Here is a 24,185-nt window from a genome sequence, read left to right as displayed (position 1 = left end):
GTCAGCGTCACGAGCACGGGGTTGATGTAGCGCGCGTGCAGTCGGGCGGCCTGCACGGCCAGGTCTTGGATGCTTTCCAGCGCGCCGGCAGCAGCGGTCTTGTGATCGGTGACGGCAATGTGTTCACCGTCAGGCCGTCCGTTTGCTGCGCTCTTTGACGGCAACAGTTTGCCAGTCCGGCGCGACCGCGCGAGGGCCTTATTGAACTGCACGAGCGCCGCATCCGGCAGTTCCAAGCCGAAGGAATAGAGGCGGGTGAAATCGAAGCCGTGTTCCTTGGCGCAGGCCCCGATCTCCATCACGTTATCGATGTCCAGGTTGCGACCCAGTGAGAATGACTCGGCCCGATTTTCCAGCCCCAGCACCATGGTTTCGCCCAGGCAGCAGGGGAGGACGCCGTGGTGAAAGCCCAGGAACATCGAATCAAGGGGCATCGTGTCGGGCACGCGTGCCAGGCCGCCCGAGATGATCAAGCAGTCGGACCGCTCGAGCGTCGCGCCGCAAACATCGGTCGGTACGCCAACGTCGACGACGATGCTACCCGGCTGCAGCCATTGTTGCTCGATGCAGTTGCCGGTCGAGGTCGCGGAGACCACCACCCGCGCGCGAGTGAGTGCGGTGGGAATGTCGAACAACAATTCTCCACCCACTTCGGCGGCGAGTTGCTCGGCGCGGGAGGACTTGCGCCGGCCGACGAGAATCAGCTCGCTGCATTGCGGCGCGAGCAAGCGCGCCACGGCCGAGGCGATGCTGCCTGGAATGCCGACGACGGCCACCGTCTCGCGCGACAGGTCCACGTGCGCTTCTTCACAAACGTGGTACAGGTTCTGCAGCGTCGCAAAGACAGTCAAACTGTTGCCGGTAGTGACCGCGATCGGCGCGCGCTCGGCCAGATAGGTTCCCTGCCCGCCAATGACGCCGGTGATCGAACCGAGGCCCACAACCTGCGCGCCCCAATCGGCGGCCATCTGAGTGGCCTGCTCGATATAAGCCATGGCCGCGACCGGATCGGCCAGAATCGCTTCGGGATCCAGTGGAATCTCGTACAAACGTCCTTCGGCGGTCGCACCGGTTCTACTGCGCAGGTCGCGCAGCTCGTCGATCACTTCGACACGCGGCTCTTCTGGTGACGCCTCCGAATGCGACACCTGCCGGTAAAGAAACGAGCAGAATTCGAGTGGGTCCCCTCCCCACGAGCGCCGCAGGCCGCCTGCGGAATCCCATCGCCGCAGCATGCGCGATCGTTCGGAGAGCGGATGTACGAGAAAGGCGAATCGCATCGTCGGTTCCAGTCTCTTGCCAAGAGTGGGCCGCGCGGGCGGCGCCTGGTGCGATTGCGATCCGTCGCCGTTGGTTCTCCAGTGCCCTCTGGATCGGCTGACTAGGGTTTCTGAACGCCGTGCGTTCATACTAGCCGTTTTTTCCTGACAAGATAGAGTCGGCGCCGCGGGAAGGGGCGCGGATTCCAATTTGCTGAACGAGAAAATCAGCACCGGGGCCGCAGATCGTGTGCCGGGCCCGAAACCGCGGATCAGCGCCTCTCAACGACGACAGCGCGGGCCTGTTCGGCAACATCGAGGCCAGACAGTGTGTTCCAACCCGCCAGCAGCCGCGCGTAGGTATCGCCAGGCCGGCCAGTGCCAATCGCATGACCATTGATGCGAGTAACCGGCAGCAAGCAATAGGGTGTGCTCGCGAGCAACACTTCATCGGCCGATTCAACGTCCGCCACCGTAAGCGGCGCTTCGCTCACGGCAACCCCTAGCGCGTCGGCCAGTCCCAACGTCGCGGCCAGGCTAATGCCCGGCAGCACGGTCCGCGCGGGCGGAATCCGCAATCCGCGCGCGCGATCATAGACAAGTATATTGGCGGTCGAGGTTTCTAGAACGTGGCCGGCCAGATCGAGCAAGAGGGCGCGGCTGCCGGGATAATTCCGGCTCGCTTCCTTGTCTGCCAGGTAATAGTGCATCCGACTGCGGCACTTGAGCTGCGCCGGCCAGCATTCCGCCGGCACTTGTCGAATCTGCGGCGTCATGAGCCGCTCGCCCCCTTCGTACTTCTCGCGCCACAGGGGAAACGGCAGCGGGTAGGTGTGCAGGCCAAGCGTCGGACCGGGAGCAACGTCGGGGCCAGCCAAAGTCGCATAAGGTCCCGGCGTGACGAACAGCGACAGTCCAAGATCGTCGCCGGCGGGGAGCAGAGCGTGGTTGCGCGCCACCAACTCCTCGGCAATGCCCGCCAGCTCGTCTCGGGCTATCGGCAGCGGCGTGCCAACGATAGCCAATGATTCTTCGAGCCGCGCTAAATGCTCTGGCAGGCGAAATAGCTTTCCGGCGAACGTGCGCAGCTGCTCCGATACGGTCGCACCGAGCATGAAGCCGGCATCGTAAACCGGGATGCGCACTTCAGACTGCGGCACAAAACGGCCGTTCAGATAGGCGATTGCTTCGGGGCGCTGATGGAACATGAACTAAACGGCGTTAAAGGACACAGTTGTCGTTGGCGGAATCAAGGCACTGGCTTTGGCGGTGCCGCCGTACGCAGCAGGAGGTCCAGGAATTCTTGCGTTTCCTCGCGCAGCGGCCAGTCCGTCGGCGCGCCGGCCAGGGCTTTGCGCAGGTCTTCGATAGCGGCGGATGTCTGGCCCCGCGACCGGTACACCGCAGCACGCATGAGCAGTGCGTCGGCTAAATCGGGTTTCAGCTGCAGAGCCGTTTCCAGGTCGGCGAGCCCTGCATCGACATTGCCTTTTTGCAGCCGGAGCGAGGCGCGCCCGGCGTACGCCTGTGCAAACTTGTCGTCGAGGCGAATCGCCACGTCGTAAGCCCATTCCGCCCCCGCCAGATCTCCCCCTTCGCGCAGCTCCTTGGCCATGCCGAAGTAGGTGTCGGGCTGCAGCTCGCGCGGAGGTTTTTGAAGGTTATCGATCTCGGTGTAGAGATAGCGAAGGTCGACGCTGAAATGCCAGATAACGTGGCTGGCAGGCAAAAGCAAATTTGCCGCCAGAACCACCGGCAAAGCATAGCGAGCGCCGGGCTTCTTGTCCTCGCACCAAAGCCACGCGCCCAGCAGCATGACAGGCGCCTCGATCGACAAACTCCGCGACATGTCGGCGGCCACCAGCAGCGAGCCCACCGCACTAACGATCACGAGGACCGCCAGCGGCCCTGCCCATCTCCAGCCAAGGCGCTGCGCCACGAAACAGATCGCGGCGCCGATCATGAGCCAGGCGGCCCGATATCCCGACCACAGCCCTACGAGGAACCGCGGCAGCGGCACCGTCAACATTTCGGCCCAGTACTGCCGTACATAGCCCGAGGAGCCGGGATCGCCACGCAGCCATATTGCAGCGCGAATTCCCAGGTACGGGCAACTCGCGGCAACAATGACCGCCAGATCGGCAAGCAGACCGCGCCACGCGCCCTGTTCGATTCGCCCTAGCGCAATCATGCGTACCGGCACTACGACGGGAAGTGCGAGGAGGAATCGCTCGTCGATCCATGGCATCGACAAGCAAACAAGCGCGAGCGCCACACGTGACGGAATGAACGCCGCCACCAACATTCCCAACATCAACCACGAATCGAAATATGCCAGCCAGCCGGTCGAAACAAAAAACCACGGTAGCGCCGCAAACAGTGCCGTGGCCATCCACGTTCGACGCCAATCGCCTAACCGCCGAAGAGAAAGCCAGGCCGCAAGCCACAGTGTGAGCACGCAGCCCAGGAAAGGCATGGCCAGGTAGGCCAGCGGCGGCAGCTTTCCATAATGCCAAACCAGCGGAAACAGCAATCGCCAGGAAAGCACGGCGTTCGAGGGGGAGTCGGATTGCACCCACGGATCTTGCAACTGCGCAAGCGCATCGCGTGCACGATGCGTTTCCGGAAACGGCAGTCGATGATCGAGGAGCACGGCCCGCCACAAGGAAAAGCGGGGCGCGAACATAAACAAGACCAGCAGTCCTGCCGCGACGGCAATTCCCAGGCTGCGGAACACCACGCGCCGGTGAGCCACGATCGATTCTGGGTGCTGAAACTGGTCCATGGCGGCGGAATTCAGGGGACTCTTTGCGCAACTTGCACGTCGACCTTGCGGTAATCGCCGCGGCTGAAATATTTCTCCAGCCAACAGTACAAGATGATGAACAAGTAACGGCTACCCATTTCGCGGATCTTGAGCTTCGCCACGCCGCTGCGACGATTGCGCCATGTGATCGGAATCACGGTCCAGCTATAGCCGCGCACGATCGTCTTCAGCGGCAATTCGACCGTGAGATTGAAATGCGGTGACAAGAAGGGCCGCAATCCCTCGAGTGCCGACATTCGGTAGCCCTTGCAGGCGTTCGTCGTGTCATTGAGCGGAATGCGAAAAAGTATCTTGATGAACAGGTTTGCCAGGCGGTTCATGACGTACTTGATGCGGGGATAGTCGACGACGCCTCCGCCTTTGATAAAACGGCTGCCGAACACGGCGTCGTATCCCTCGCCGAGCACATGCCAGTAGCGCGCGATATCGCGGGCGTCGTCCGAGGCGTCGGCCATCATGATCGCCACGGCATCGCCGCGGGCGGCGTCGATCCCCGCCACGACCGCTCGGCCGAAGCCGTGTTGCCCGCGGTTCTTGATCGGCGACAATTCGGGAATCGACGGCCGCAATGCTTCCAGAAACTCCCAGGTCCGATCCTGACTGCCGTCATCGACGACCACGATTTCGTGCGGGATTTGCTGCAAGCGCAATTCCAGGTGCAAGTGCTCGACGGTCGACATCACGGACCCCTCCTCATCGCGCGCAGGAATCACGATCGACAAGAGCGTCAGTCGAGGCGCCTGCGGATTGGGGGGCGGAAAGCGACTCATCGTGGCTGCGACAGCAGGAACCACTCAGGGTGTTGTCGGTGATGTGCGGCGATCTGTTCGAGAATCTGGGGCAGTGCAATCCGTGGCGACCATTGGAACTGGGCCGCCACGCGTCGGCTGTCCATGACGACCCAGGGGACGTCGAAGGGACGCGGCTCGCGCATGGCCTCGATCGGGTGCTCGCCGAATTCGGCGGCGCACCAGCGGCTCAATTGCGCCAAAGACATCGCATTGGTCGCGCCCCCGCCCACATTCCAGATGTTTCCGGCGCTGCGATCGGGAGCTTGAATCTGCCGCAAGACGAGGTCCGTCAAATCGGCTGGGTGCAATGCGTCGCGCACCTGGTGCCCCGTACCCTCGAAGCCGATGTACTTGAGCGGCCGCTTGAGGGCGTAAGCGCGGACCCAAAAGGAAAAGATGCCCTGCTCGGCGACGCCAAACTGGCCTTCGCCTGCCAGCACGCCGCAACGATTGACGACGACCGGAAATTTGAACGTCTGACCGTATTCGAGCGCGAGCGCCTCGGAGGCCAGCTTGGTGGCGCCATAAAGCGAGATCGGCGCGGTGGTGGAGAAGTCTTCCGCGATCCCCGCCGCCGAGCATCCAGGCGGCGCCGATTGATTCGCATCGAAAAGAAACCCGCCGTCAGCCACGCGCAAGGGGACTTTGACGAGTGCGCCGATACTGTAAACCCGGCTGGTGGAAAGCAGCACCAGCCCCGCGTTCGAGCGCCGCGCATATTCCAGCACGTTGACCGTGCCGACCAAGTTGTGCTCGACCAGTTGCCGGCTGCTGGTGCGGCCGTCGACGCCGGCGAGCACCGTCGGATTCGCCGCGGCGTCGATGATCCAATCGCAACGGGGCAGGGTCTCGAAATCGCTGTCGTTGCGAATATCGCGATGGTCGACGCGCACTCCGGCCGCCCGCAGCCGTGCCAAGTTCGTCTCGCTACCGGGTCGAATGAAGTTATCGATCCCCGACACGGTCACATCAGGCAAGCGTTCGCGCAGCGCCAAGGCGAGAGAACTGCCAACGAAACCGCAGACGCCGGTCATGAAGATGTGCATCGAAGCTCGCAGTGGAATGACGTATGCCCGAGCGACACGCTCCGCATTGCCTGCGCGTCCCGATCAGCCTTTCGGGACGTGAGAATGCCCCTCAAGCGCCGGTCGACCGAAGGCCGCCGTAGGCCCATGATAATCGAAGTCCCGGCGAATGGATGCGCGGACTTCCCGGCTGCAAGTCTGATCGGTTCGGATGATACCGATCGCACGGACGGTAGGGCACCGGTGCCTGAACGACTAGCCCGATCCCACCGTGCGCAGGTCACCCATGTCGATGGCCGAATAGCCGGGGAGCTCGCTAATCAGTTTCTGATAACGGGGTGAGCGAATCACCTCGATCAGCGCCCGCAGGCGCGGATCGTGAGCATTTCCGGCGGCGAAACATAGATCGTAAGCCTCTTCACGCACGCTCAGAAAATCGAGCCCTGCCTGATCGCTGACCAAGCGCAAGCAGACCCCTGCATCGGCCAGTCCGGTGCTAATCGTTTCCGCGACACCGCGATGACTGCGCGCGAAATGACGCGGCGCTTGATGTCCATCACGGATTTCCGCCAGGCATTGATGCGCTCCGCTGCCGGGTTCGCGACCGATCCACCGCAGCCGTGCGGCAAGCGCCGAGCGCACCGATCTCAGGTGCCTCGCGGGCGCAACCGCCAATCCTTCTTCCCAACGAGCGGCGCGCAGAAGCGCGTAGCTACCGCCTGGGCCAAGCCGCTCGGTCACGGCATCCGCATTTCCCTCGCGCTCGGCATGCGAGAGATGCAACCCGGCCACGTGTACCAAACCGTCGCGCAGCATTTCGAGAGCCTGGCCGCTCGAGCGTGGAATGACGAGCAGCCGCACCTGCGCGCGTTCGGCCAACTCTTGCGCCAAGAGCCCCACGGCCGGATCGCAGCACGCCATGACAAGCGTCCGCTCCGCGTCATGGCGGGGCGCCGTACGCAGATTCCCGCCGTCGAAAATCCCGTCGTGGGCGATGGTCACGTCGGCCAGCGTGGCCGCCGGATAAAGCACCTGCCGGCCCCCGCACTCGGCTTGCCAATAACGGCAGCGATCGCCCGCCGGGGGGGACGCCCACACCGTTTCCGAGGTATCGAAGGTTTCGAGGCTGAAGAGATCCTCGACGCGGCAGTCGAGCGCCTTGGCGAGCGCCAAAGCGGCGGCTGCCGAGGGAACCAAACGCTCGATCTCGATGGCGCTAACGCCGCTGCGCGAAAGGCCGGCGCGCTGCGCCAAAACGTCCTGCGACCAGCCGCGCGCCACACGTGCCGCCTTGACGCGATTTTTCAGGTTGCCGCCGCTTGACATCATCATATCCGTTTTCGACACTATCATCCCACCGCCGGCGCGGCAATCCCCCAATCCCCGGGCTGAGCCGGCTGGCGAATTGTACGACCGTCCCGCGAGAAAACGCCCGTGATCTATTGTGACAGCCGCTGGCACGATTTCTAGGAATCGTGCGTTTTACCGGGCGAATGCTTCGTTTTACCGGCTGTCCTATCCTGATTTTCTTCTTTTGTTCTGTGCGTCTCCTCTGGTGCCACTTGAGAGATGATATCCGATGAACACACGCTACTTTGTCCCGCTTCTCGTTGGCTCGATTCTGTTGGCGCAAGGAAGCGCGGCCTGGGCCGCTTCGGTCACGCTCACTCCGGATAAAGACAACACGATTGTCCAGGTCACCTCACCGACAGGGCAATTGAGCAATGGTGAAGGGGATATCTTCGTGGGCCGTACCGCCCAAGACGGCTCGGGCGCTACGGTGGCGGTCACCAGCATTCGGCGCGGCCTGGTGCATTTCAACGTTGCCGGCAGCGGCATTCCGTCGAACGCCGTAATTACCGGCGTGACACTGCAGATGACCAACGTTATGTCGCAAAACGGCGATCAAACGTTGTCGCTGGAACCCGTAACGCAGGACTGGGGACAAGGCACTTCGAACTTTCCTGGCGGAGTCGGAGCGCCCGCCACGCAAAATGACGCCACCTGGTTGTACACGTTCTATAATGCGACCACGCCGTCGGCGAGCACGACCTGGAACACGCCCGGCGGAGATTTCAGTGGCACCATATCGGCATCGACCGTTGATCCGGGCGGCCAGACAGGTAACGTTATCTCCTGGTCGAGCAGCCAAATGGTCGCCGACGTGCAAAGCTGGCTGAACGACCCCTCGGGCAACTTTGGTTGGGGAATTCTGGGTAACGAATCGGTCGGGCAGACGGCCAAGCGTCTGAACAGCAGCGAGTCGGCTAATCCGCCGCAGTTGATCATCACTTATCGCGTGCCCGAACCGGCCAGCATCGCTCTCGCGTTCGCGGGCGCGGTTGGATTGCTACTCGCGGCGCGACGGCGCGCCGCGTAACGCCACGGTCCCCGCCAGTACAGCAAAGGATGCACTTGGATGCACGACCTGTGCGACGCTGGCGACGGATACGCTGTGCGGGTGGCGATGCACCCGCGCAGCAAGCCCGTCGTCAACCCCTTGGTCAAGCTGGCGGCTAGCGCAGGTTTCACGATCATCGAACTGCTGGTGGTCGTGGCGATTATCGGCATGCTGGTCGCCATTCTGTTGCCGGCCGTGCAGGCCGCGCGCGAAAGCGCGCGGCGGTCGCAATGTCAGCATCAGATCCGCCAGTTAGCGCTGGCAACCCACGTTTATCACGACTTTCAAGGGGTGTTTCCCTCGGGAGTTGATCAATCTCTCTTCTATCTTCCACCCGTTTATCGCTGTTTCTCGCTCTTCACCTATCTGCTGCCGTATTTGGAAGAGACGTCGCGGGCATTGCAGTGGCAATTGGCGGATCCGTTGCAAAACACCGTGGGCGGCGCCAGCGCGCAGACCGCGGCGGTGATCGGCACCTTCGTTTGCCCGACCGACGTGCTGCCCGACAATCCCATCCTCAGTAGCCAAGGCTGGTATCAAGCGCTGACGAGCTACGGGGGAAACGGCGGCACGCGCTCCTACTTTTTGCCCTACGCGACCGTCGATGGAATCTTTTTCACGACCGGCCCCGCGTCCGAGCCGGCGCTGCGTCAGCGACAGGTCCGCATTGCCGAGGTCACGGACGGGCTGAACTCCACGATCCTGCTCGGAGAGCGCAGCCACACGGACCCCAATTTCGAATCCTTCGGCGAAGCGGGCTGGGTCGATCGATTGTCGCAATGGGGATGGTGGGCCGTGTCGGCGGGCCGCAAGGCGGCGGGCCATGTGACGATGAGCGCCTACAGCCCGCTCAACTACCGGCTCCCCTTCCATTTCGACCAACGCGCCACCGCCGTTCCTCCGGCCACGGACCCGAACGTTTTTCAGTACTATTTCGATTTGCGCATCTGCGCCTGGGGGAGCAACCATCCGGGCGGCGCGAACCTGGCGTTCGGCGACGGCTCGGTACGCTTCGTCTCGGAACAGATTCCGCTGGTGACGCTGCAAACGCTCTCGACACGCGCCGGCGGCGAAGTCGCGGTCGGGAATTAGCGGGAGTGCGCCTGAGTGAACGCCTATCGGAGGGCGGCGATGACCGGTACGAAGCTGAGCGCGGCATCTGCCTGCTACCTGCTCGCATTTGCCGCCAGCGGCTGCGGCCCGGTCGACGAATTCGCCAGCGTTCAGGGAACTTTGCATGTCGCTGGCGCTCCGGCAGCCAACATCCTTGTCATCTTCACGCCAGAGTCCGGCGACGGTCGCGCCCTACCGCGTTCTGCCGGCGTTACCGATGCCGACGGGCATTTCCTGCTCCGCACCGACGATGGTCGGCAGGGAGCCATCGTGGGCACGCACCGCGTGACCGTCGAAGACATGGATCCGTACACCGTCCAGCGCACCGACAGGCCTCCCTCGGCAGGCGAGCGGCCGCCGGCACCGCGAGTGCCGCCGGGTTATTCAGCCGCCGCCACGACGCCGCTCACCGCCAAAGTGACCGCCGGCGGCGCCAGCGTGGAGCTTGAGGTGCCCGCGGCGCATCGCTAGGAATACTGTTACCCGGAAACACATAAGGGTCCAAAAAAATGCGCGCTCCGGCTCGAGCCCATTCCTGCTCGCTACGCTTCCGATCGATCCTCGCCGTCGTTTGCGTGGCGGTTTCTCCGCTGATAGCGATGGCCGGCGAGAAATTGCGCATGATCGTGCCCGACCCCGACAACTTACAGTTCATGAGTTTCTGGGTGGCCAAGGGAGCCGGGTATTTCGCCGATCAGGGAATCGAACTCGAACTCTTAGTCCCCGATGAGCCGCGTGGTGCGCAGCGCATGGTTTTGGCCGCCGAGGCCGACTGTGCGGTGTTACCACCACCGATGTACCTGGAGCTGATCGCCGAGCGCTTCCCCTGGGCGCTCGTGGCCAACCTGCTGGAAAACGATGCCATTAACCTGGTCGTCCGCCGTTCTCTCGCCGTGGAACGGCATCTCGATCCCACGGCGCCCCTCAAGGAACGACTGATCGGCCTGGCCGGCGTGCGCATTGGCATCGCGCCCAATCCGCCGACGCGCTTGCGCGCCCTGTTCGCCAGCGTCGGACTCGACGCCGATCGCGACGTCAAAATGGTTATCTTCCGTGGGAACGAACAGAACGAGGCGTTTGGCGACGGCCGCGTTGATGCCCTCTACGCGCACACACCTTATCTGGAAAAAGCGCTCGTCGATCAGGACGCGATCATGCTTGTCGATCAATCGAAGGGAGAAGCCGCGAAGCTGGCGGTGCGGCAAATTCATGCCCTGGCGGTATCCAGGCGGCTAATTACTGAGCACAAGGACACCGTGCAATCGCTCGTGCAGGGAATCTCCAAGGCCCAGCAACTCATCCATCGCGATCAACGGGCCGCGGTGCAGGCCATCCTGCACGAGTTCCCCGACATGGACGAACGCCACGTCGTGAAGGTCGTCGAGATTTACGAACCCGCGATACCCCGCACACCGCGCGTCAGCGCCGACGGCTTTCAAGCTGCGTTGGATCTGTTTCCCGCCAGTCGCAAACGGCCAGATCTGACGGGCATCGACCTTACGGAGTTCGTGGCGCCTGGTTTTGCCGAATCGGCAGAGAAGGCCGGCCGGGAACCCAGCGCCAGGTAGCAGACGTTGCACCCGGTTCTACACAACCGGCGCACACGCCGCCGCGGCAGATGATCAGGAAGCGGGGCGAATCGTCTCCCGCCGCGCGTCCGCGGGCCTCCACCGATAGACCGCGACATTCATGCCCGACAAGCCCGCGCAGGAGTAAATGCGCTGCAATTCGTACTCGCCGCGTTCGCGAAAAGGGGAGAGGCGTGGAGAAGGGGTATCCTTGGCGCCGGGAATCAGCAGCCACTCGGGGACCTCGGGCATGCCGGGCTTGATTTCATCGATGACGAATCGGCAATCCCGCGCATAACGTCCATAGAATTCCATGTACAGCACCATGCGACTGCGCTTGCCGTCGCCGGCCAGATGGATTTCGTGCTGATCCGGATTGGCCTCGATAATGTACGCAAGCGCGTCGCGAAAGTGGCCACGCCCAACCCGCAGAAGCTGGCTCGTCTGCCAGCCGTTGGCGATCACGATGGTTACGAGAGCCGCACTCGCGAGCAGCGGGCCAAACATGCGAATCTGCCACACGCGCCCGACCAGATAGCTCAACAGTAACAGCAGCAAAAGAATGTTGAGGTAGAAGTATCGCTCGTAAATGACTTCGGGACGATGAAAAAGCAAAAGTAGCGCAGGCGCCACGAAGATGCCGGCAGCAAACAGAATCCACAGGTCCGATCCGCTCCGCGCCAAGAGCACGATCGCCGCGATCGCGCCGGCAACCACCACGGCCCCTAAGATCCATCCCAGCGCAGGAGTCGCGTTCGAACCGCCGACGACCAGCGCCAGGCTGCTCATGATGACGTCTTCCAACGTGCGAGCATCCCCGCCGCCAATCCTCATTCGCCGCACGTCGATGACATACAGAAGCCCGAAAACCACCAGCGGCGCGGCATGCAGCCGCGCCAAATTGCGCATCGCTTCCATCAAGGTCGCAGGGCGCCTGCCGAGAACAACACACGACCAGACGAATAGCGCAAAATAAACATCGACAAACGTCAGGTGCGACAACGTCCCCAAAATCGTGGCCAGCGCGAACAGAGCAGCCGCCCGCAACGAGCGGGTCGTCAAGAATCGGTCGAGCGCCAGGATCGCGGCCAGCGCGAAAAAGCCGGCCAGCGCGTAGCCGCGAGCTTCGGAGGCCATGCAGATAAGCATGTACGAGCTGCCGGTAAGCACCGTCGCCGCGACGGTAGCCGCCGACCCCCAGCGCCGCGCCACGATAGCGGAAAGGATCACGGTGCCGACGCCCGCGACAATCGCCGGTATGCGGTACAGCGTCCAGTCCGATTGGTTTACTCCCAAGAGATACATCCACAGCGTGACCAGGTAATGATTGTTGTCATGATGAAAAGTAAAAATGTCCCAAGGCGAGCGCGCTATGCCGGCAAACTGAAAAAGCGACCAGATCTCGTCCATCCAGAATTCATCGAGCGACGCCCAAATTCGCAGCAAGGCCGCCAGCCACACGACGATCGCGATTGCAACAAAGACCGGCCACGACAAGCCCAACAACCGCGCGGACGAAGCGAGGGCCGCCGGACGAGACGCCGGTGCGGCAGAGGAAGAAACTGCACGCGCTCTCTTCTTCGAGGCGGCCATAGGAACAAATGTGCGCGAACGGACAATATTTGCTGCCAAAACGACGACTCGTTGCTGTCGATTTTGTCAGGTAGGGGAGATCTCTTCGTCGCAGTGCGTACTGACGGTTAGTATGAACGAACGGCAAACTGCGGGTGCGCCAACCGCCCGGATTCTGCCGGACGCCATTATGCACGAGCGTTCGCCGAGAGGCAGCCTCGAATGTGGTTTCCTGCTTTGGGTTATTTCGGTGAGGGGCACGGGCTTCGCGCGCCTTCATGCGGAGAAAAACCAATGTGGCGAAAGCCAACCGGAGCGGACCCATGGCCACTACGTGAGTTCGGTTCCATGACCGACTCATCCTGGCCGTATCGTCGGCTGCTTTTGGCCGTGCTGGCCACGGTGTTTGTTGCGGCCGGCGCCACGTCGGCATCCGCACAATTCTTCTTTCCTCGCCGCGCGATTTATCCCTACGGCTTCAACGCCTGGGGCGGATATGGATGGGGGAATCCGTACTACGGATATGGCTATGGCCGGCGATCGTACAGCGGACGCGGTTTTGGGATGGCGGGCACGCCCCTTTCGTCCGCCGAATTCGGCGCCGCCCAGATGATGCGCGCCTCGGGCTACCGAAATCTCGAGAATTCGCAGGCGCTCAGGAATGACCTCCAAGCCCGCTCCACGGACATCAACAATCGTGCCACTTGGACGGGCGACTATTATCAAATGCGCCAGGCACATCGCGCGAGCGATGCCAGGAGCGATCGATTGTCGGCCGCCGACGTCACGAAGCTCGCCCACGACGCCGCGCCACACGAGTTGGATGCCACGCAGGCCGACCCCAAGACCGGCAAGATCCGTTGGCCCGTGATTCTGCAAGACGTTCGTTATATCGAGGGGCGCGAAGAGGTCGAGAATCTCTATCGCACGCGCGTCTCAGGCAATCAGAGCGACGCCGAGAGTTACCTGGCCTATAACAAGTCGTGCGAGGCCTTGCTGCAAACGCTGAAGGCGAACATCGCCGACTACGCGCCCAATGACTATCAGCAAGCCCGGCATTTTGTCGAGAATCTGCGGGCGACCGGGCGGCCGGGCGCGAATTGACGGCTGTCGTTCGCGCGCCCTCAAAATTGCCATCAAAACAGTTCGACGAGCGGCTCGCCTTCTTCCAACAAGTTATAGGGCCGGCCTTGCTTGTCGGTCGTCGTCAGGTCGTCGATGCCCATGCCCCAGAAGATCGTCTTGGCGATATCTTCGGGGGCGACCGGCTTCGCGGCCGGAAATTCCGCCCGGCGATCGCTGCTGCCGTAAGCCTGGCCCCCTCGAATGCCGCCACCGGCCAAGAGGACCGACATGCAACTGGTCCAGTGATCGCGCCCGGCGCCCCCCGCCCCGCCCGAGCGCGGGTCGCCGATCTTGGGCTTGCGTCCCATTTCGCTCGTGACGAGCACCATGGTCTCGTCGAGCAAGCCGCGCTCGTGCAGATCATCGAGCAGCGCCGCGAAGGGCCGGTCGAACTCCGGTAACAGGCGATCCTTCAGGCAATTGAAGTTATTGCCGTGCGTATCCCAGCCGCCACCGCTCTTGCAAAGCGTGTCGAGTTCCTTGTCACCCTTCCAGAATACGGTGACAAACGGCACCGCCGCCTCGACGAGGCGCCGGGCGAGCAGCATCGACATGGCATTGATGCCCGGGCCGTATTTTTCGCGCACGGCCTGCGGTTCGGCCGCCAGATTGAACGCGTCCTTGGCTTCACGCGAGGTCAACAGCGACAGCGCCTTGCGCTGATGCTTGCGATAGTTCTCGGCCGCGGGCGCGATCTCGAATTGCCGTTGCGCGTTGTCGATCACCGACAGAAGCTCGCCCTTGGCGAGCAATTGCTCGACCGTAACGTCCCCTTGCAACTGCAGCGCGGGGACCGCGAAATCCATCGGCTTTTCGCGCGATCCGTCCACGAACAGCGGATCGTATTCCAGCCCCAAGCGCGCGGCAAACTGTCCGGGCCTCGTGAACTCGGGTGCTCCCTCTTTCTGCGGCAACGTAATGGTCGAAGGCAAACTCGGATGCGGCGGCCGCCTCAGCGCCACGACCGATCCCAGTGTTGGCCAGTCCGTCGGATACGGCGTGCGCGCGTTCAACAAGCGGTGGAACGAATTATCGGGCGCGTGCCCCGTCAGGTTGTAGTAATAGCCCGCGTGATGGTCGCCCGTGCCGCGGCCATAATCCCCCACCGAGCGCACGATCGCCAGATGATGCGCTTGCTTGCTCAAGTAAGGCAAATGCTCGCACAACCGAATGCCCGGCGCGCTGGTCTCGACCGGTCGGAAGAGTCCCCGATAGCCCTCGGGCGCGTCCGGCTTCATGTCCCAGGTGTCGATATGCGAAGCGCCGCCGCTAAGCCAGATGAGAATCGTCGAGCGGGCCGGCCGCCGCGCGCCACGGCTGGCAGCGGTGCTCTCCGCGGCCGCTGAGAAGTGTGCGAGGTTGCTGCCAAAAAAGCTCAGGCCGCCTGCCAGCAAAAAGCTGCGGCGATCGAGCGGATAATGTTGGCGGCGGGAAAATCGCATATTGCTGACCCAGCACATCCGTCGGAAATAGGCCGGCTCCGATTGTATCGCGTCGCCCGTGCTGCGTCGAAGTTCGTTGCCCTATGAAGAAGTGGGCCAATTTCAGCTTCTACGGGAAACGTACGATGCCGGCATTTATAAGATAAAAGGCCACGGCAGCGTATGCGACCGGAATGAGGATGGCCCCGATGAGGGCTCCCCACCAAGGGCGACCAGCTATTCCGCCAATAGCTGCGCCAAAGAAAGCGCATGCGGCCAGGGCGATGGTCAGTGATTGAATGAAGCCACTCCGGAAATCAGATATTAGCAAGCCGAATGCCGCAAACGACATGGCAAGGCATGCGAATGCAAGCAGCAATCGTCCCAAATCGAACTGAATTCGCCTCATACCAACATGATACCTGGGACGGGCGGTTACTTGCTCAGTCGCGTCGCGCGAGCGAAGCTTCGGAGACTGCGCCATCGAATCGCGAAAAACCCCTCGCGGGTGCGCTGTTCGACGCCAGCGGGCGTGGTAAGCTCGTCACAAAGCAGACCCGCCCGCCGATGGCGACAGTAGCGCGTCGTTCCTCCCGCCGTTGCCCTCCCTGAGGACCACTCCATGCCTGATAAAAAACGCAATCAAGAAACTTTGCCGACAAGCCGCTCGCGACGCGATTTCCTGGCCGCCACGGGCGGCATCGCCCTGGGGTTTACGATCGTGCCGCGGCATGTACTGGGGGGCGCCGGTTTCACGGCGCCCAGCGAGCGCGTGAACGTGGCCGGCATCGGTGCAGGGGGCATGGGGGGCGGCGACATCGCCACGCACGCGAAAAACGGCGCGAACATCGTTGCCTTGTGCGACGTCGACGACCAGCGCGCCGCCGGAAGCTTTCAAGCCTTTCCCCAGGCGCGGCGCTACAAAGACTTTCGCCAGTTGATCGACAAGGAAGCCAAGAACATCGACGCCGTGACCGTTGGCACGCCCGATCATATTCACGCCGTGGCCGCCATGGCCGCGATCCGCGCTGGCAAGCACGTCTACTGCCAGAAGCCGCTCACGCACACACTGCGCGAATGCCGCGAACTGACCAAGGCCGCCCACGAAGCCGGCGTCGCCACGCAGATGGGGAACCAAGGGCACGCCAGCGAGGGATCGCGACTGACCAACGAGTGGATTCAATCGGGCTTGATTGGCGAAGTGCGCGAAGTCCACGTCTGGTCCGATCGCGCGGGCCGGCTTTGGAAGCAAGGCATCGGCCGCCCGACCGAAACGCCCCCCGTGCCCTCGACCTTGGATTGGAACCTGTGGCTCGGCCCCATTCACGAGCGCCCCTATCATCCAGCGTATGTGCCGGCCAACTGGCGCGGCTGGCGCGATTTCGGCACAGGTGCCCTGGGGGACATGGGCTGCCACATCATCGATCACCCGATGTGGGCATTGAACCTTGGCGCGCCGACCACGGTCGAGGCGAGTGCTACGCTCGACGGCTCGGTGCTGGCCGACGATAAACCGAATTTCGAGACCTACCCGATCGCGGCGACCATCACCTACGAATTTCCCGCGCGCGGAGCGCTGCCGCCGGTGCGCATGACGTGGTACGAGGGAGGGTTGATGCCTCCCACGCCGGCCGAGATGCCCGCCGGCAAGCAACTGCCCGGCAACGGCGTCCTGTACGTTGGCAGCAAGGGGAAGATGTTTCATTCTTCGCACGGTGGCATGCCCGAGGTACTCCCGGTATCTCTGGCCGAAGCCGCCAAGCAAGTACCGAAGACCATGGCGCGCTCGCCGGGCCACTACGAAGAATGGCTGCTGGCCTGCAAAGGGGGACCACGGCCGATTTCGAATTTCGATTACGCGGGGCCGCTCACCGAGATTGTCCTGGTCGGCGTGCTCTCGCTGCGGGCGCCGGGCAAGCGACTCGAGTGGGATAGCGCGAACTTGAAGGTCAAAAACGCTCCCGAACTCGATGCGTTCGTACACACCGACTATCGACCGGGCTGGACGTTGTAGGCGCGCGGGCAAATTGCCACCATGCGTTTCGTTGTACGCTGTTTCGAAACCCTTGGCTGGGTGCCACTGGTGGCTCGCCCACCAGTGCAGAACCCGGCATAAAGCACTGATAGAAAAGCTACCGGTCGCACACTTCTATGTACGGCATTGAGGTTTCGAAACACCGTCTCATTTTCGTAACGGCACTCGCGAGTTTTTCGATCGCCGCTTCGCTTGCGCGCGCCGCGCCTGAAGCTGTTCCGCCCGACGCTCTTTCGCCGCGGCAAGCGCTCGATAGCTTCGCGCTCGCTCCAGGTTTGCGCGTCGAGCTCGTGGCGGCCGAGCCGCTCGTCGATAGCCCGGTGGCGATCGCGTTCGATCAACAAGGCTATCTATACGTCGCCGAGAATCGCGGGTATCCGTCTGGTCCGGCACCCGGTGAGCCGCCAATGGGCCGCATTGCACGGCTCGCCGACACCGATGGTGACGGCCGCTACGACCGCCGCACCGATTTCGCCACGGATCTCACGTTTCCCAATGGTGTCCTGCCATGGCGCGGCGGGCTGATCGTGACCTGTGCGCCCGACATTCTGTATCTCAAGGACACCGACGGTGACGGGCAGGCCGATGAGCGCACCGTGTGGTTCACCGGATTCGCCACCACCGGCAGCACGCAATTGCGCGTCAGCCATCCGACACTCGGGCTCGACAACTGGGTCTATGTCACCAGCGGGCTGACCGGCGGCAGCGTCACCTGCCCGGCACATCCCGAACGGCCGGCGCTGAAATTCGGCCGCACCGATTTTCGCTTTCGGCCCGACTTAAGCGCGTACGAAACATGCGACGGTGGCGGGCAGTATGGCCTGTGCTTCGACGATGCCGGCCATCGCTTCATTTGTTACAACCGCGTGCAGGTGCAGCACGTCGTACTCAGCTCGCGATACTTGCAGCGCAATCCACACCTGGCGTTTTCCGAAACCGTCGAGAACTGTCCGACCGATCTGGCGCCCGAGCCGCTGGCCGGACATGGCCAGGGCGCGCGACTCTTTCCGATTAGCGCCAACATCACCACGGCCGATTCGCATGCGGGCACCTTCACCGCCGCCTGCGGCGTGTTCGTGTGGCGCGGCGGCAATCTGCCCGAGCAGTACACCGGCGGCGCGTTTTCGTGCGACCCGACCGGCAACCTCGTTCACTTCGATCAACTGAAACCGCACGGCGCCACGTTCACGGCCGAACCGATCCTGCCGGGGCGCGAATTCCTGGCCAGCCGCGATAACTGGTTCCGTCCGGTCTTCCTGGGCTCGGGGCCCGACGAGGCGCTGTACATCTGCGATATGTATCGCAAGACGATCGAGCATCCCGATTATCTGCCGGCCGAAATCCGCAAGCGCACCGATTTCGACAGCGGCCGCGGCATGGGGCGCATCTGGCGCGTGGTCCGCGCTGATCGCGCGCCCGACGATCTGGCGGCGCGCCGGAAACAAGTAGCCCAATGGGCTCGCGATCCGAGCACCGCCGTGGAGCTATTGAAATCCGACGGCGCCTGGGCGCGCGATCTGGGGCACCGGCTGCTACTCGAGCGGCCCGTGGAGAAACAATCGCCACTGGCACCGCTCCTGGCCGATGCGGCGATGCCGGCAACCGCGAAAACGCACTTGCTCGCGCTCCTTGATGCGTGCGGAGAAGTGACTGATGCGATCCTCGCGCGTTGCCTGGCCGATGAGAACGCAGCGGTGCGCGAACGAGCCCTCGTGCTGGCCGAGCCGCGCCTCGGGCGATCGGGCATGTTGGCCGACGCAGCGCTGCGGCTAGCCGATGACGCCGATCCGCGCGTGCGTTTTCAAGCGGCACTGTCTCTGGGGTTTTTTCCTGGCCCAGAACCGATTCCGGCTCTCGCACGATTGGCCGTCCACGATGCTCTCGACCGATGGCTGCGCGCCGCAGTGCTCAGCTCGATTTCCGGCCGCGAGCCTCTGTTTCTCGGCGAACTGTTGCGTCTGCCCGAGCGCGCGGACACGGGCCTGAGCGCATTGCATGCTTCGTTGGGCCGGTTGCTCGGCGCGGGTCTCGAGCCTGCTGCGGCGCCTGCGCTACTCATCCAGGTCCTCGATTCGGACGAGAGTGTGACGCGCCGCGCTGCCCTCCTTTCAGGTATCGCCGAGGCACTCTCGCGCCGCGGCGCGGATCAGCGGCGTTTGTTCGGCCAGTTATTGACGGGCGACTCGCCGGAGATGGTGCGCGGAAGAAAACGGCTTTCCGACTTGTTCACCGCGTCGCTAGCGCGTGCGGGCGATACGACGGTCGACGCCAGCCAGCGCACGATCGCGATCAATTTGCTCGCGCACGCCGGTTTTGATACGGCCGGGCCGCCGCTGCTTGCACTTGTTCACCCACAGCAACCGGACGAGATCCAGACGGCAGCCATCCGTGCCTTGGCCGGAATGCAAGACGCATCGATCAGCCGTGAACTGCTCGCCCCCGACCGTTTCGCGGAATACTCGCCCGCCGTGCGCGAGGAGGTTCTCGCAGCGATGCTGGCCAGCGATCGACACATACCCGGCCTGTTGGAAGCGATGGAAGGAGGTGCCTTTCCCGTCGGCGCGATCAATTCCTTGCGGCGCAAGCAATTGACCGAACATCGCGATGCGGCAATTCGCGCTCGGGCGGAGCGGATCTTCGGTGTCGGCGCGTCCTCGGACCGCGGCCGGGTCTATGAAGAGTACAAGTCGGTGGTTGGCCTGACGCCTCGGCCCGACAACGGGCAGGCGATGTTCCGAAAGCATTGCGCGACGTGCCATCGCCTGGACCGGGAGGGCTTTGCCGTGGGGCCTGATCTGTTCGGCGTGCGCAATCAATCGAAAGAGACGATCCTGCTGCACTTGTTAATTCCCGAGCACGAGATTACGTCCGGCTTCGGCGCTTACATCGTCGAGACGACCGACGGTCGCACGCTCACTGGTCTCCTGGCGAGCGAAACGCCGACCAGCATCACGCTGCGCCAACCTCTCGGGAAGGAAGAGACCATACTGCGCAGCGACGTCGAACGTTTGCTATCGAGCAAACTGTCGCTCATGCCGCAGGAATTCGAAAAAGCGATGACGCGGCAGGAGTTGGCCGACCTGCTCGCGTATCTTAAGGGAGAATCGTCGATCGCCGATCGACAGCAACCGGCCGCAGCGCAAAATCCGTAATCATCCATGGGAGTCATTTCGATGCCGCGAATCACGCTCGGTCTGCTGCTGACGATCCTGCTCTCGCCCGTCGAAGCGGCCATTTCTGCCGAAGCGCCGACTTTCAAGGCTGGCTTCGCCGAACGCGATATCACGCCCGAATTGGGAATGGAACAGCCCGGCGGCTACGGCAAGGCGTATCACCGCACGAAGCACGACGCCTGCAAAGTGCGCGCGAGTGTGTTTGACGATGGCACGAAGCGCGTGGCAATCGTCGGCATCGATGCGCTGCTGATTCGCCGTCCCACGGTCACCGCCGCGCGCAGAGAAATTCACGCGCAGTGCGGCATCGCGCCCGAGGCCATCATGATCGCGGCGTCGCATTCGCACTCGGCCGGGCCGACCGGCATGATCCTGCCCGGCGAGTTCGACCAGGATTCGGACCTGGTGAAATCATTGGCGTATGACAAATCGTCGATCGCCGACGCGAAATACCTGGCCCAAGTCGAGCAGGCGATCATCGCCGCGGTGGTCGAGGCCGACAGTCACAAGGTCGCTGCACGCTACGGCGCAGGCGCGGGCCTGGAAGACAAGGTCGCCTTCAACCGCCGCTTTCGCATGGCCGGCGGCCTGACCATGACCCATCCCGGACAGGGCAATCCCGATATCCTCGAACCAGCCGGCCCCACCGATCCGCAAGTCGGCGTGATCGGCGCGTGGAACAATGAAGGCAAACTCCTGGGCTGCATCGTCAATTTCTGCTGCCACGCCACGACCGGGCCCGGCGGCATCTCGGCCGACTACATCTACTACATCGAGAAGACGATTCGCGGGCTGATGGGAGACGAAGCGATCGTGGTCTTCGTGCCGGGCATGGCCGGGGACGTGACGCAGGTCGACAACCGCAGCCCATTCGCGATCAAGCAATTCGGCGAGGTCGCGGCACGTTTTGTCGGCGGACGCGTGGGAGCCGAGGCACTGAAGGTGCTGCTGGCGATGGAGCAAGGAGCAGGGTCGCTCGTGCCCGTCGCTTTCGAAACGCGCACGCTCGAGATCCCGCGCCGACGTCCGCGGCCCGAGCGTTTGAAGCGCGCGCTCGAGATTGCGTCGCAGGATCCGCAGAAGGTCGACGCCACGGAATGGACGTTCGCCAAGGAGATCGTGCTGCTCGATGCACGGCTAAAGCGCGAACCGGTCGCACCGGTCGAAGTGCAGGCCATCCAACTCGGTCCAGCGGTGTTTGTCTCCTGCCCGGCGGAATACTTTTGTCAGTATGGCCTCGATATCAAAGCCGGCAGCCGGTTCCCGTTCACCTTTCCCGTATCGCTGGCCAATGATTGCGTCGGCTATGTGCCCACGGAAGAGGCGCTCGGTCCGCACGGTGGCGGATACGAGACGCGGCTCACGAGCTACAGCAATCTTGAGCCGACCGCCGGACGCAAGATCGCTACGACCGCGATCGATCTCGTGGGCCGACTGACTCCGGGGGCCGTGCCGCAGCCGGCGCCGCTGCCGGCCTTTACCGGCAAGCCTTGGACGTACGGCGCCCTGCCGCCGGAGCTGGATTGACCGCGCGGCGATCGTGTAGGAAACGCGGGGCCGCGGTAACGTCTTAAGGTAGGCCGAAGGCGGGGATCAACCGCGCTGCCAGGGATGACGGCATCGTACTAAAATGCGGCATGAGCGAACACGCATCTATGCCGACCCACTAGTTCCGGGAGAAGCCTCGGATGGATACGAAATCTGCCATCGATAGCGGAAATGCCGCGGCGCTTCGCAACGTTCTTTCGGCCGATCCCAGCCAAGCGAACGCGCTCATCAAATGGGGCAGACCGTCGTGCCCATGCCTCACGCACCCCCTGCACTACGTCTCTGACGCGCTATTTAATGGCATATTGCCGAAGGGCAAAGAATTGCCGCTCGTGGACGCACTGATCGAATCCGGGGCCGACGTGAACTACCACAAGGAAGGTCGAGACGAAACGCCCCTGATCGGCGCGGCCAGTCTGGGGGCAGTCGATGTCGGGCTGCGATTGCTCGATGCGGGCGCTCATCCGCACCTGCTTGGCAATGGTGGCGAGACCGCACTGCATTGGGCTGCACTGTTTGGCGAGCTTCCATTGGTCCAGCGCCTGACGGAAGGCGCAGACTTGGAACTTGAAGATTCCGAGTATCATTCCACGCCGCTTGGCTGGGCCGTGCACAGCATAGGCGAGCCCCCTACAAACAATCCCGCCGATCACGGCAGGCAGCGTGAGGTTGTCGCATTCCTCGTGAGCAAGGGGGCGAAGGTTAAGCCCGAATGGAAGGAAGTGGTTTCGAGCATAACCCGCTAGCGGTCTGGCACCACAACCTCAAGACACTACCCGGGCCGCGTCGCCCTGGCCCTTTCCGCGAAAGCGTGCTACATTAATAGCATCTTGATCCTCTCGGCCGTCTTTTTCGCCATTGGATTATTGCAGGTCCAATGGCTTTCCCAGAGCGCTTTTCGCGTTCGAGCATTCGGTCCTGAAAGACTCTTTAGGGACCTCGAATGTCGTTTGATTCGTTTGGGCTCGCGCAGCCCCTTTTGCGCGCCATTTCCACCGCCGGCTACACCACCCCCACGCCGATCCAAGCCGAGGCCATTCCTCATGTGCTGGCGCGTCGTGACGTTCTCGGTTGCGCGCAAACGGGCACGGGCAAAACCGCCGCCTTTGCGCTGCCGATCCTTCATCACTTGACGCACAATGGCAATCCCGCGCGCGGCTCCGGGCGCCGCATCCGCGCCCTGGTGCTTTCGCCGACGCGTGAATTGGCATCGCAGATCCGCGACAGCTTTCAGACTTATGGGGCTCACACGTCGCTGCGCTGCTCGGTCATTTACGGCGGCGTCGGGCAACATCCGCAGGTAAAGGCGCTGCGTCACGGCGTCGATGTCGTCGTGGCCACGCCGGGCCGGCTGTTGGACCTGATGAACCAGGGGCACGTCGATCTGAGATCCGTCGAGATTTTTGTTCTCGACGAAGCCGATCGCATGCTGGACATGGGCTTTCTACCGGACTTGCGCCGCGTGATCGCCAAGTTGCCGGCGGCCCGGCAAACGGTCTTCTTCTCGGCCACCATGCCCGCGCCGATCGAGCAATTGGCCGATGCCATCCTGCGCGACCCGGTTCGCATTCGCGTCGCGGCAGTAAAGGCCACGACGGAATTGATCGAACAAACGGTGTGCTTCGTGCCGAAGCCGAAAAAGACGGATCTGCTCACGACGATGTTGAGCAAGGAAGAAGTGACGCGGGCCATCGTCTTCACGCGCACCAAACACGGCGCCGACCGGGTCGTGTGGCAGTTGAACAAGGCGGGGATCAAGGCCGAGGCGATTCATGGAAACAAGAGCCAGGCGGCCCGCCAACGCAGCCTGGCGAATTTCAAGTCGAACCGGCCGCCGGTACTCGTGGCGACCGACCTGGCGGCCCGCGGCATCGACGTCGACGGCGTGTCGCACGTCTTCAACTACGATCTGCCGAACGAGGCCGAAACGTACGTCCATCGCATCGGTCGGACAGGTCGCGCGGGAGCGACGGGAATCGCCGTGTCGTTTTGCGACCACGACGAACGGTCGTACCTGCGAGATATCGAACGGCTGATTCGCCGCCCTCTCACGGTCGACAAGGAACACGCGGCCCTCGCGCCGCTGCTCGGCGGAGCGCGGCCCAAGCAAGCGGGCAACAAATCGAACCAGCGCTCGGGCCAATCGCGGCCGCCGCGTGGGCATGGCGGGCGCCATCAACGATTCGACAAGCAAGCCCGCCCGGCCAAGGGCGGGCGAGGCTCGCGCGGTCGGCGCCAACGGTCGGCGGCAGCGGTCTGAGGCTGCCCTGCGCAGCCTGCAAGCGTAAAGACAAGAGAGAATGCCGCAGGCCGGACTGCAAGAATCG

At 63.0% G+C, this 24,185-nt stretch carries 18 protein-coding genes; 10 read left to right on the top strand and 8 right to left on the bottom strand.

Going from position 1 to position 24,185, the window contains the following annotated elements:
* The 6 genes from VHD36_12595 to VHD36_12570 all read right to left on the bottom strand — a co-directional run.
* On the bottom strand, positions 1 to 1,280 hold a 1,280-nt coding region (locus tag VHD36_12595; GenBank protein HVU88149.1), incomplete at its 3' end, for a hypothetical protein.
* A gap of 251 nt (positions 1,281 to 1,531) precedes the next feature.
* Entirely contained in the window at positions 1,532 to 2,467 is a 936-nt protein-coding gene (locus VHD36_12590; protein ID HVU88148.1) for an aminotransferase class IV, read from the bottom strand.
* Positions 2,468 to 2,508: 41 nt separating this feature from the next.
* Entirely contained in the window at positions 2,509 to 4,044 is a 1,536-nt protein-coding gene (locus VHD36_12585; GenBank protein ID HVU88147.1) for a hypothetical protein, read from the bottom strand.
* Positions 4,045 to 4,055: 11 nt separating this feature from the next.
* Complete coding sequence (locus tag VHD36_12580) at positions 4,056 to 4,856, bottom strand: glycosyltransferase family 2 protein (GenBank protein ID HVU88146.1); 801 nt, start codon at positions 4,854 to 4,856, stop codon at positions 4,056 to 4,058.
* Entirely contained in the window at positions 4,853 to 5,923 is a 1,071-nt protein-coding gene (locus VHD36_12575) for an NAD-dependent epimerase/dehydratase family protein (GenBank protein HVU88145.1), read from the bottom strand. The genes VHD36_12580 and VHD36_12575 overlap by 4 nt, the downstream gene beginning before the upstream one ends.
* 234 nt (positions 5,924 to 6,157) lie before the next feature.
* Positions 6,158 to 7,234, bottom strand: a complete 1,077-nt coding sequence (locus tag VHD36_12570) for a substrate-binding domain-containing protein (protein HVU88144.1) — start codon at positions 7,232 to 7,234, stop codon at positions 6,158 to 6,160.
* A 247-nt stretch (positions 7,235 to 7,481) separates the two neighbouring features.
* On the opposite strand from VHD36_12570, the gene VHD36_12565 reads away from it, so the two are divergent.
* From VHD36_12565 to VHD36_12550, 4 genes are all read left to right on the top strand, one after another.
* Positions 7,482 to 8,282: a DNRLRE domain-containing protein gene (locus tag VHD36_12565; protein ID HVU88143.1), complete on the top strand. Its 801-nt coding sequence runs from the start codon at positions 7,482 to 7,484 to the stop codon at positions 8,280 to 8,282.
* A 39-nt stretch (positions 8,283 to 8,321) separates the two neighbouring features.
* Positions 8,322 to 9,395, top strand: coding sequence for a DUF1559 domain-containing protein (locus VHD36_12560; GenBank protein ID HVU88142.1), 1,074 nt, complete (start codon positions 8,322 to 8,324; stop codon positions 9,393 to 9,395).
* Positions 9,396 to 9,434: 39 nt separating this feature from the next.
* The gene (locus tag VHD36_12555; GenBank protein ID HVU88141.1) at positions 9,435 to 9,887 is read left to right on the top strand and encodes a hypothetical protein; all 453 of its coding nucleotides are present in this window, start codon (positions 9,435 to 9,437) and stop codon (positions 9,885 to 9,887) included.
* Between the two features lie 149 nt (positions 9,888 to 10,036).
* A complete protein-coding gene (locus VHD36_12550) occupies positions 10,037 to 10,984 on the top strand; it encodes an ABC transporter substrate-binding protein (protein HVU88140.1) in 948 nt (315 codons plus the stop codon).
* Between the two features lie 54 nt (positions 10,985 to 11,038).
* Here VHD36_12550 and VHD36_12545 read toward each other — a convergent pair whose 3' ends face one another.
* Entirely contained in the window at positions 11,039 to 12,481 is a 1,443-nt protein-coding gene (locus VHD36_12545; GenBank protein HVU88139.1) for a hypothetical protein, read from the bottom strand.
* A 423-nt stretch (positions 12,482 to 12,904) separates the two neighbouring features.
* On the opposite strand from VHD36_12545, the gene VHD36_12540 reads away from it, so the two are divergent.
* The gene (locus VHD36_12540; GenBank protein HVU88138.1) at positions 12,905 to 13,660 is read left to right on the top strand and encodes a hypothetical protein; all 756 of its coding nucleotides are present in this window, start codon (positions 12,905 to 12,907) and stop codon (positions 13,658 to 13,660) included.
* 32 nt (positions 13,661 to 13,692) lie between these two features.
* Here VHD36_12540 and VHD36_12535 read toward each other — a convergent pair whose 3' ends face one another.
* Positions 13,693 to 15,123: a DUF1501 domain-containing protein gene (locus tag VHD36_12535; GenBank protein ID HVU88137.1), complete on the bottom strand. Its 1,431-nt coding sequence runs from the start codon at positions 15,121 to 15,123 to the stop codon at positions 13,693 to 13,695.
* A gap of 601 nt (positions 15,124 to 15,724) precedes the next feature.
* Here VHD36_12535 and VHD36_12530 point away from each other — a divergent pair.
* The 5 genes from VHD36_12530 to VHD36_12510 all read left to right on the top strand — a co-directional run bounded on the left by VHD36_12530 (position 15,725) and on the right by VHD36_12510 (position 24,118).
* A complete protein-coding gene (locus tag VHD36_12530) occupies positions 15,725 to 17,116 on the top strand; it encodes a Gfo/Idh/MocA family oxidoreductase (protein HVU88136.1) in 1,392 nt (463 codons plus the stop codon).
* A 137-nt stretch (positions 17,117 to 17,253) separates the two neighbouring features.
* The gene (locus VHD36_12525) at positions 17,254 to 20,289 is read left to right on the top strand and encodes a PVC-type heme-binding CxxCH protein (GenBank protein ID HVU88135.1); all 3,036 of its coding nucleotides are present in this window, start codon (positions 17,254 to 17,256) and stop codon (positions 20,287 to 20,289) included.
* A 21-nt stretch (positions 20,290 to 20,310) separates the two neighbouring features.
* Complete coding sequence (locus tag VHD36_12520; protein HVU88134.1) at positions 20,311 to 21,837, top strand: hypothetical protein; 1,527 nt, start codon at positions 20,311 to 20,313, stop codon at positions 21,835 to 21,837.
* Between the two features lie 161 nt (positions 21,838 to 21,998).
* On the top strand, positions 21,999 to 22,604 hold the full coding sequence (locus VHD36_12515) for an ankyrin repeat domain-containing protein (GenBank protein HVU88133.1): 606 nt from the start codon (positions 21,999 to 22,001) through the stop codon (positions 22,602 to 22,604).
* A 197-nt stretch (positions 22,605 to 22,801) separates the two neighbouring features.
* Entirely contained in the window at positions 22,802 to 24,118 is a 1,317-nt protein-coding gene (locus tag VHD36_12510; GenBank protein HVU88132.1) for a DEAD/DEAH box helicase, read from the top strand.
* The last annotated feature ends 67 nt before the right edge of the window (positions 24,119 to 24,185 follow it).

This window comes from Pirellulales bacterium (genome assembly GCA_035546535.1).
GTDB lineage: Bacteria > Planctomycetota > Planctomycetia > Pirellulales > JACPPG01 > JACPPG01.
This window is presented reverse-complemented; position numbering and strand designations above follow the sequence as displayed.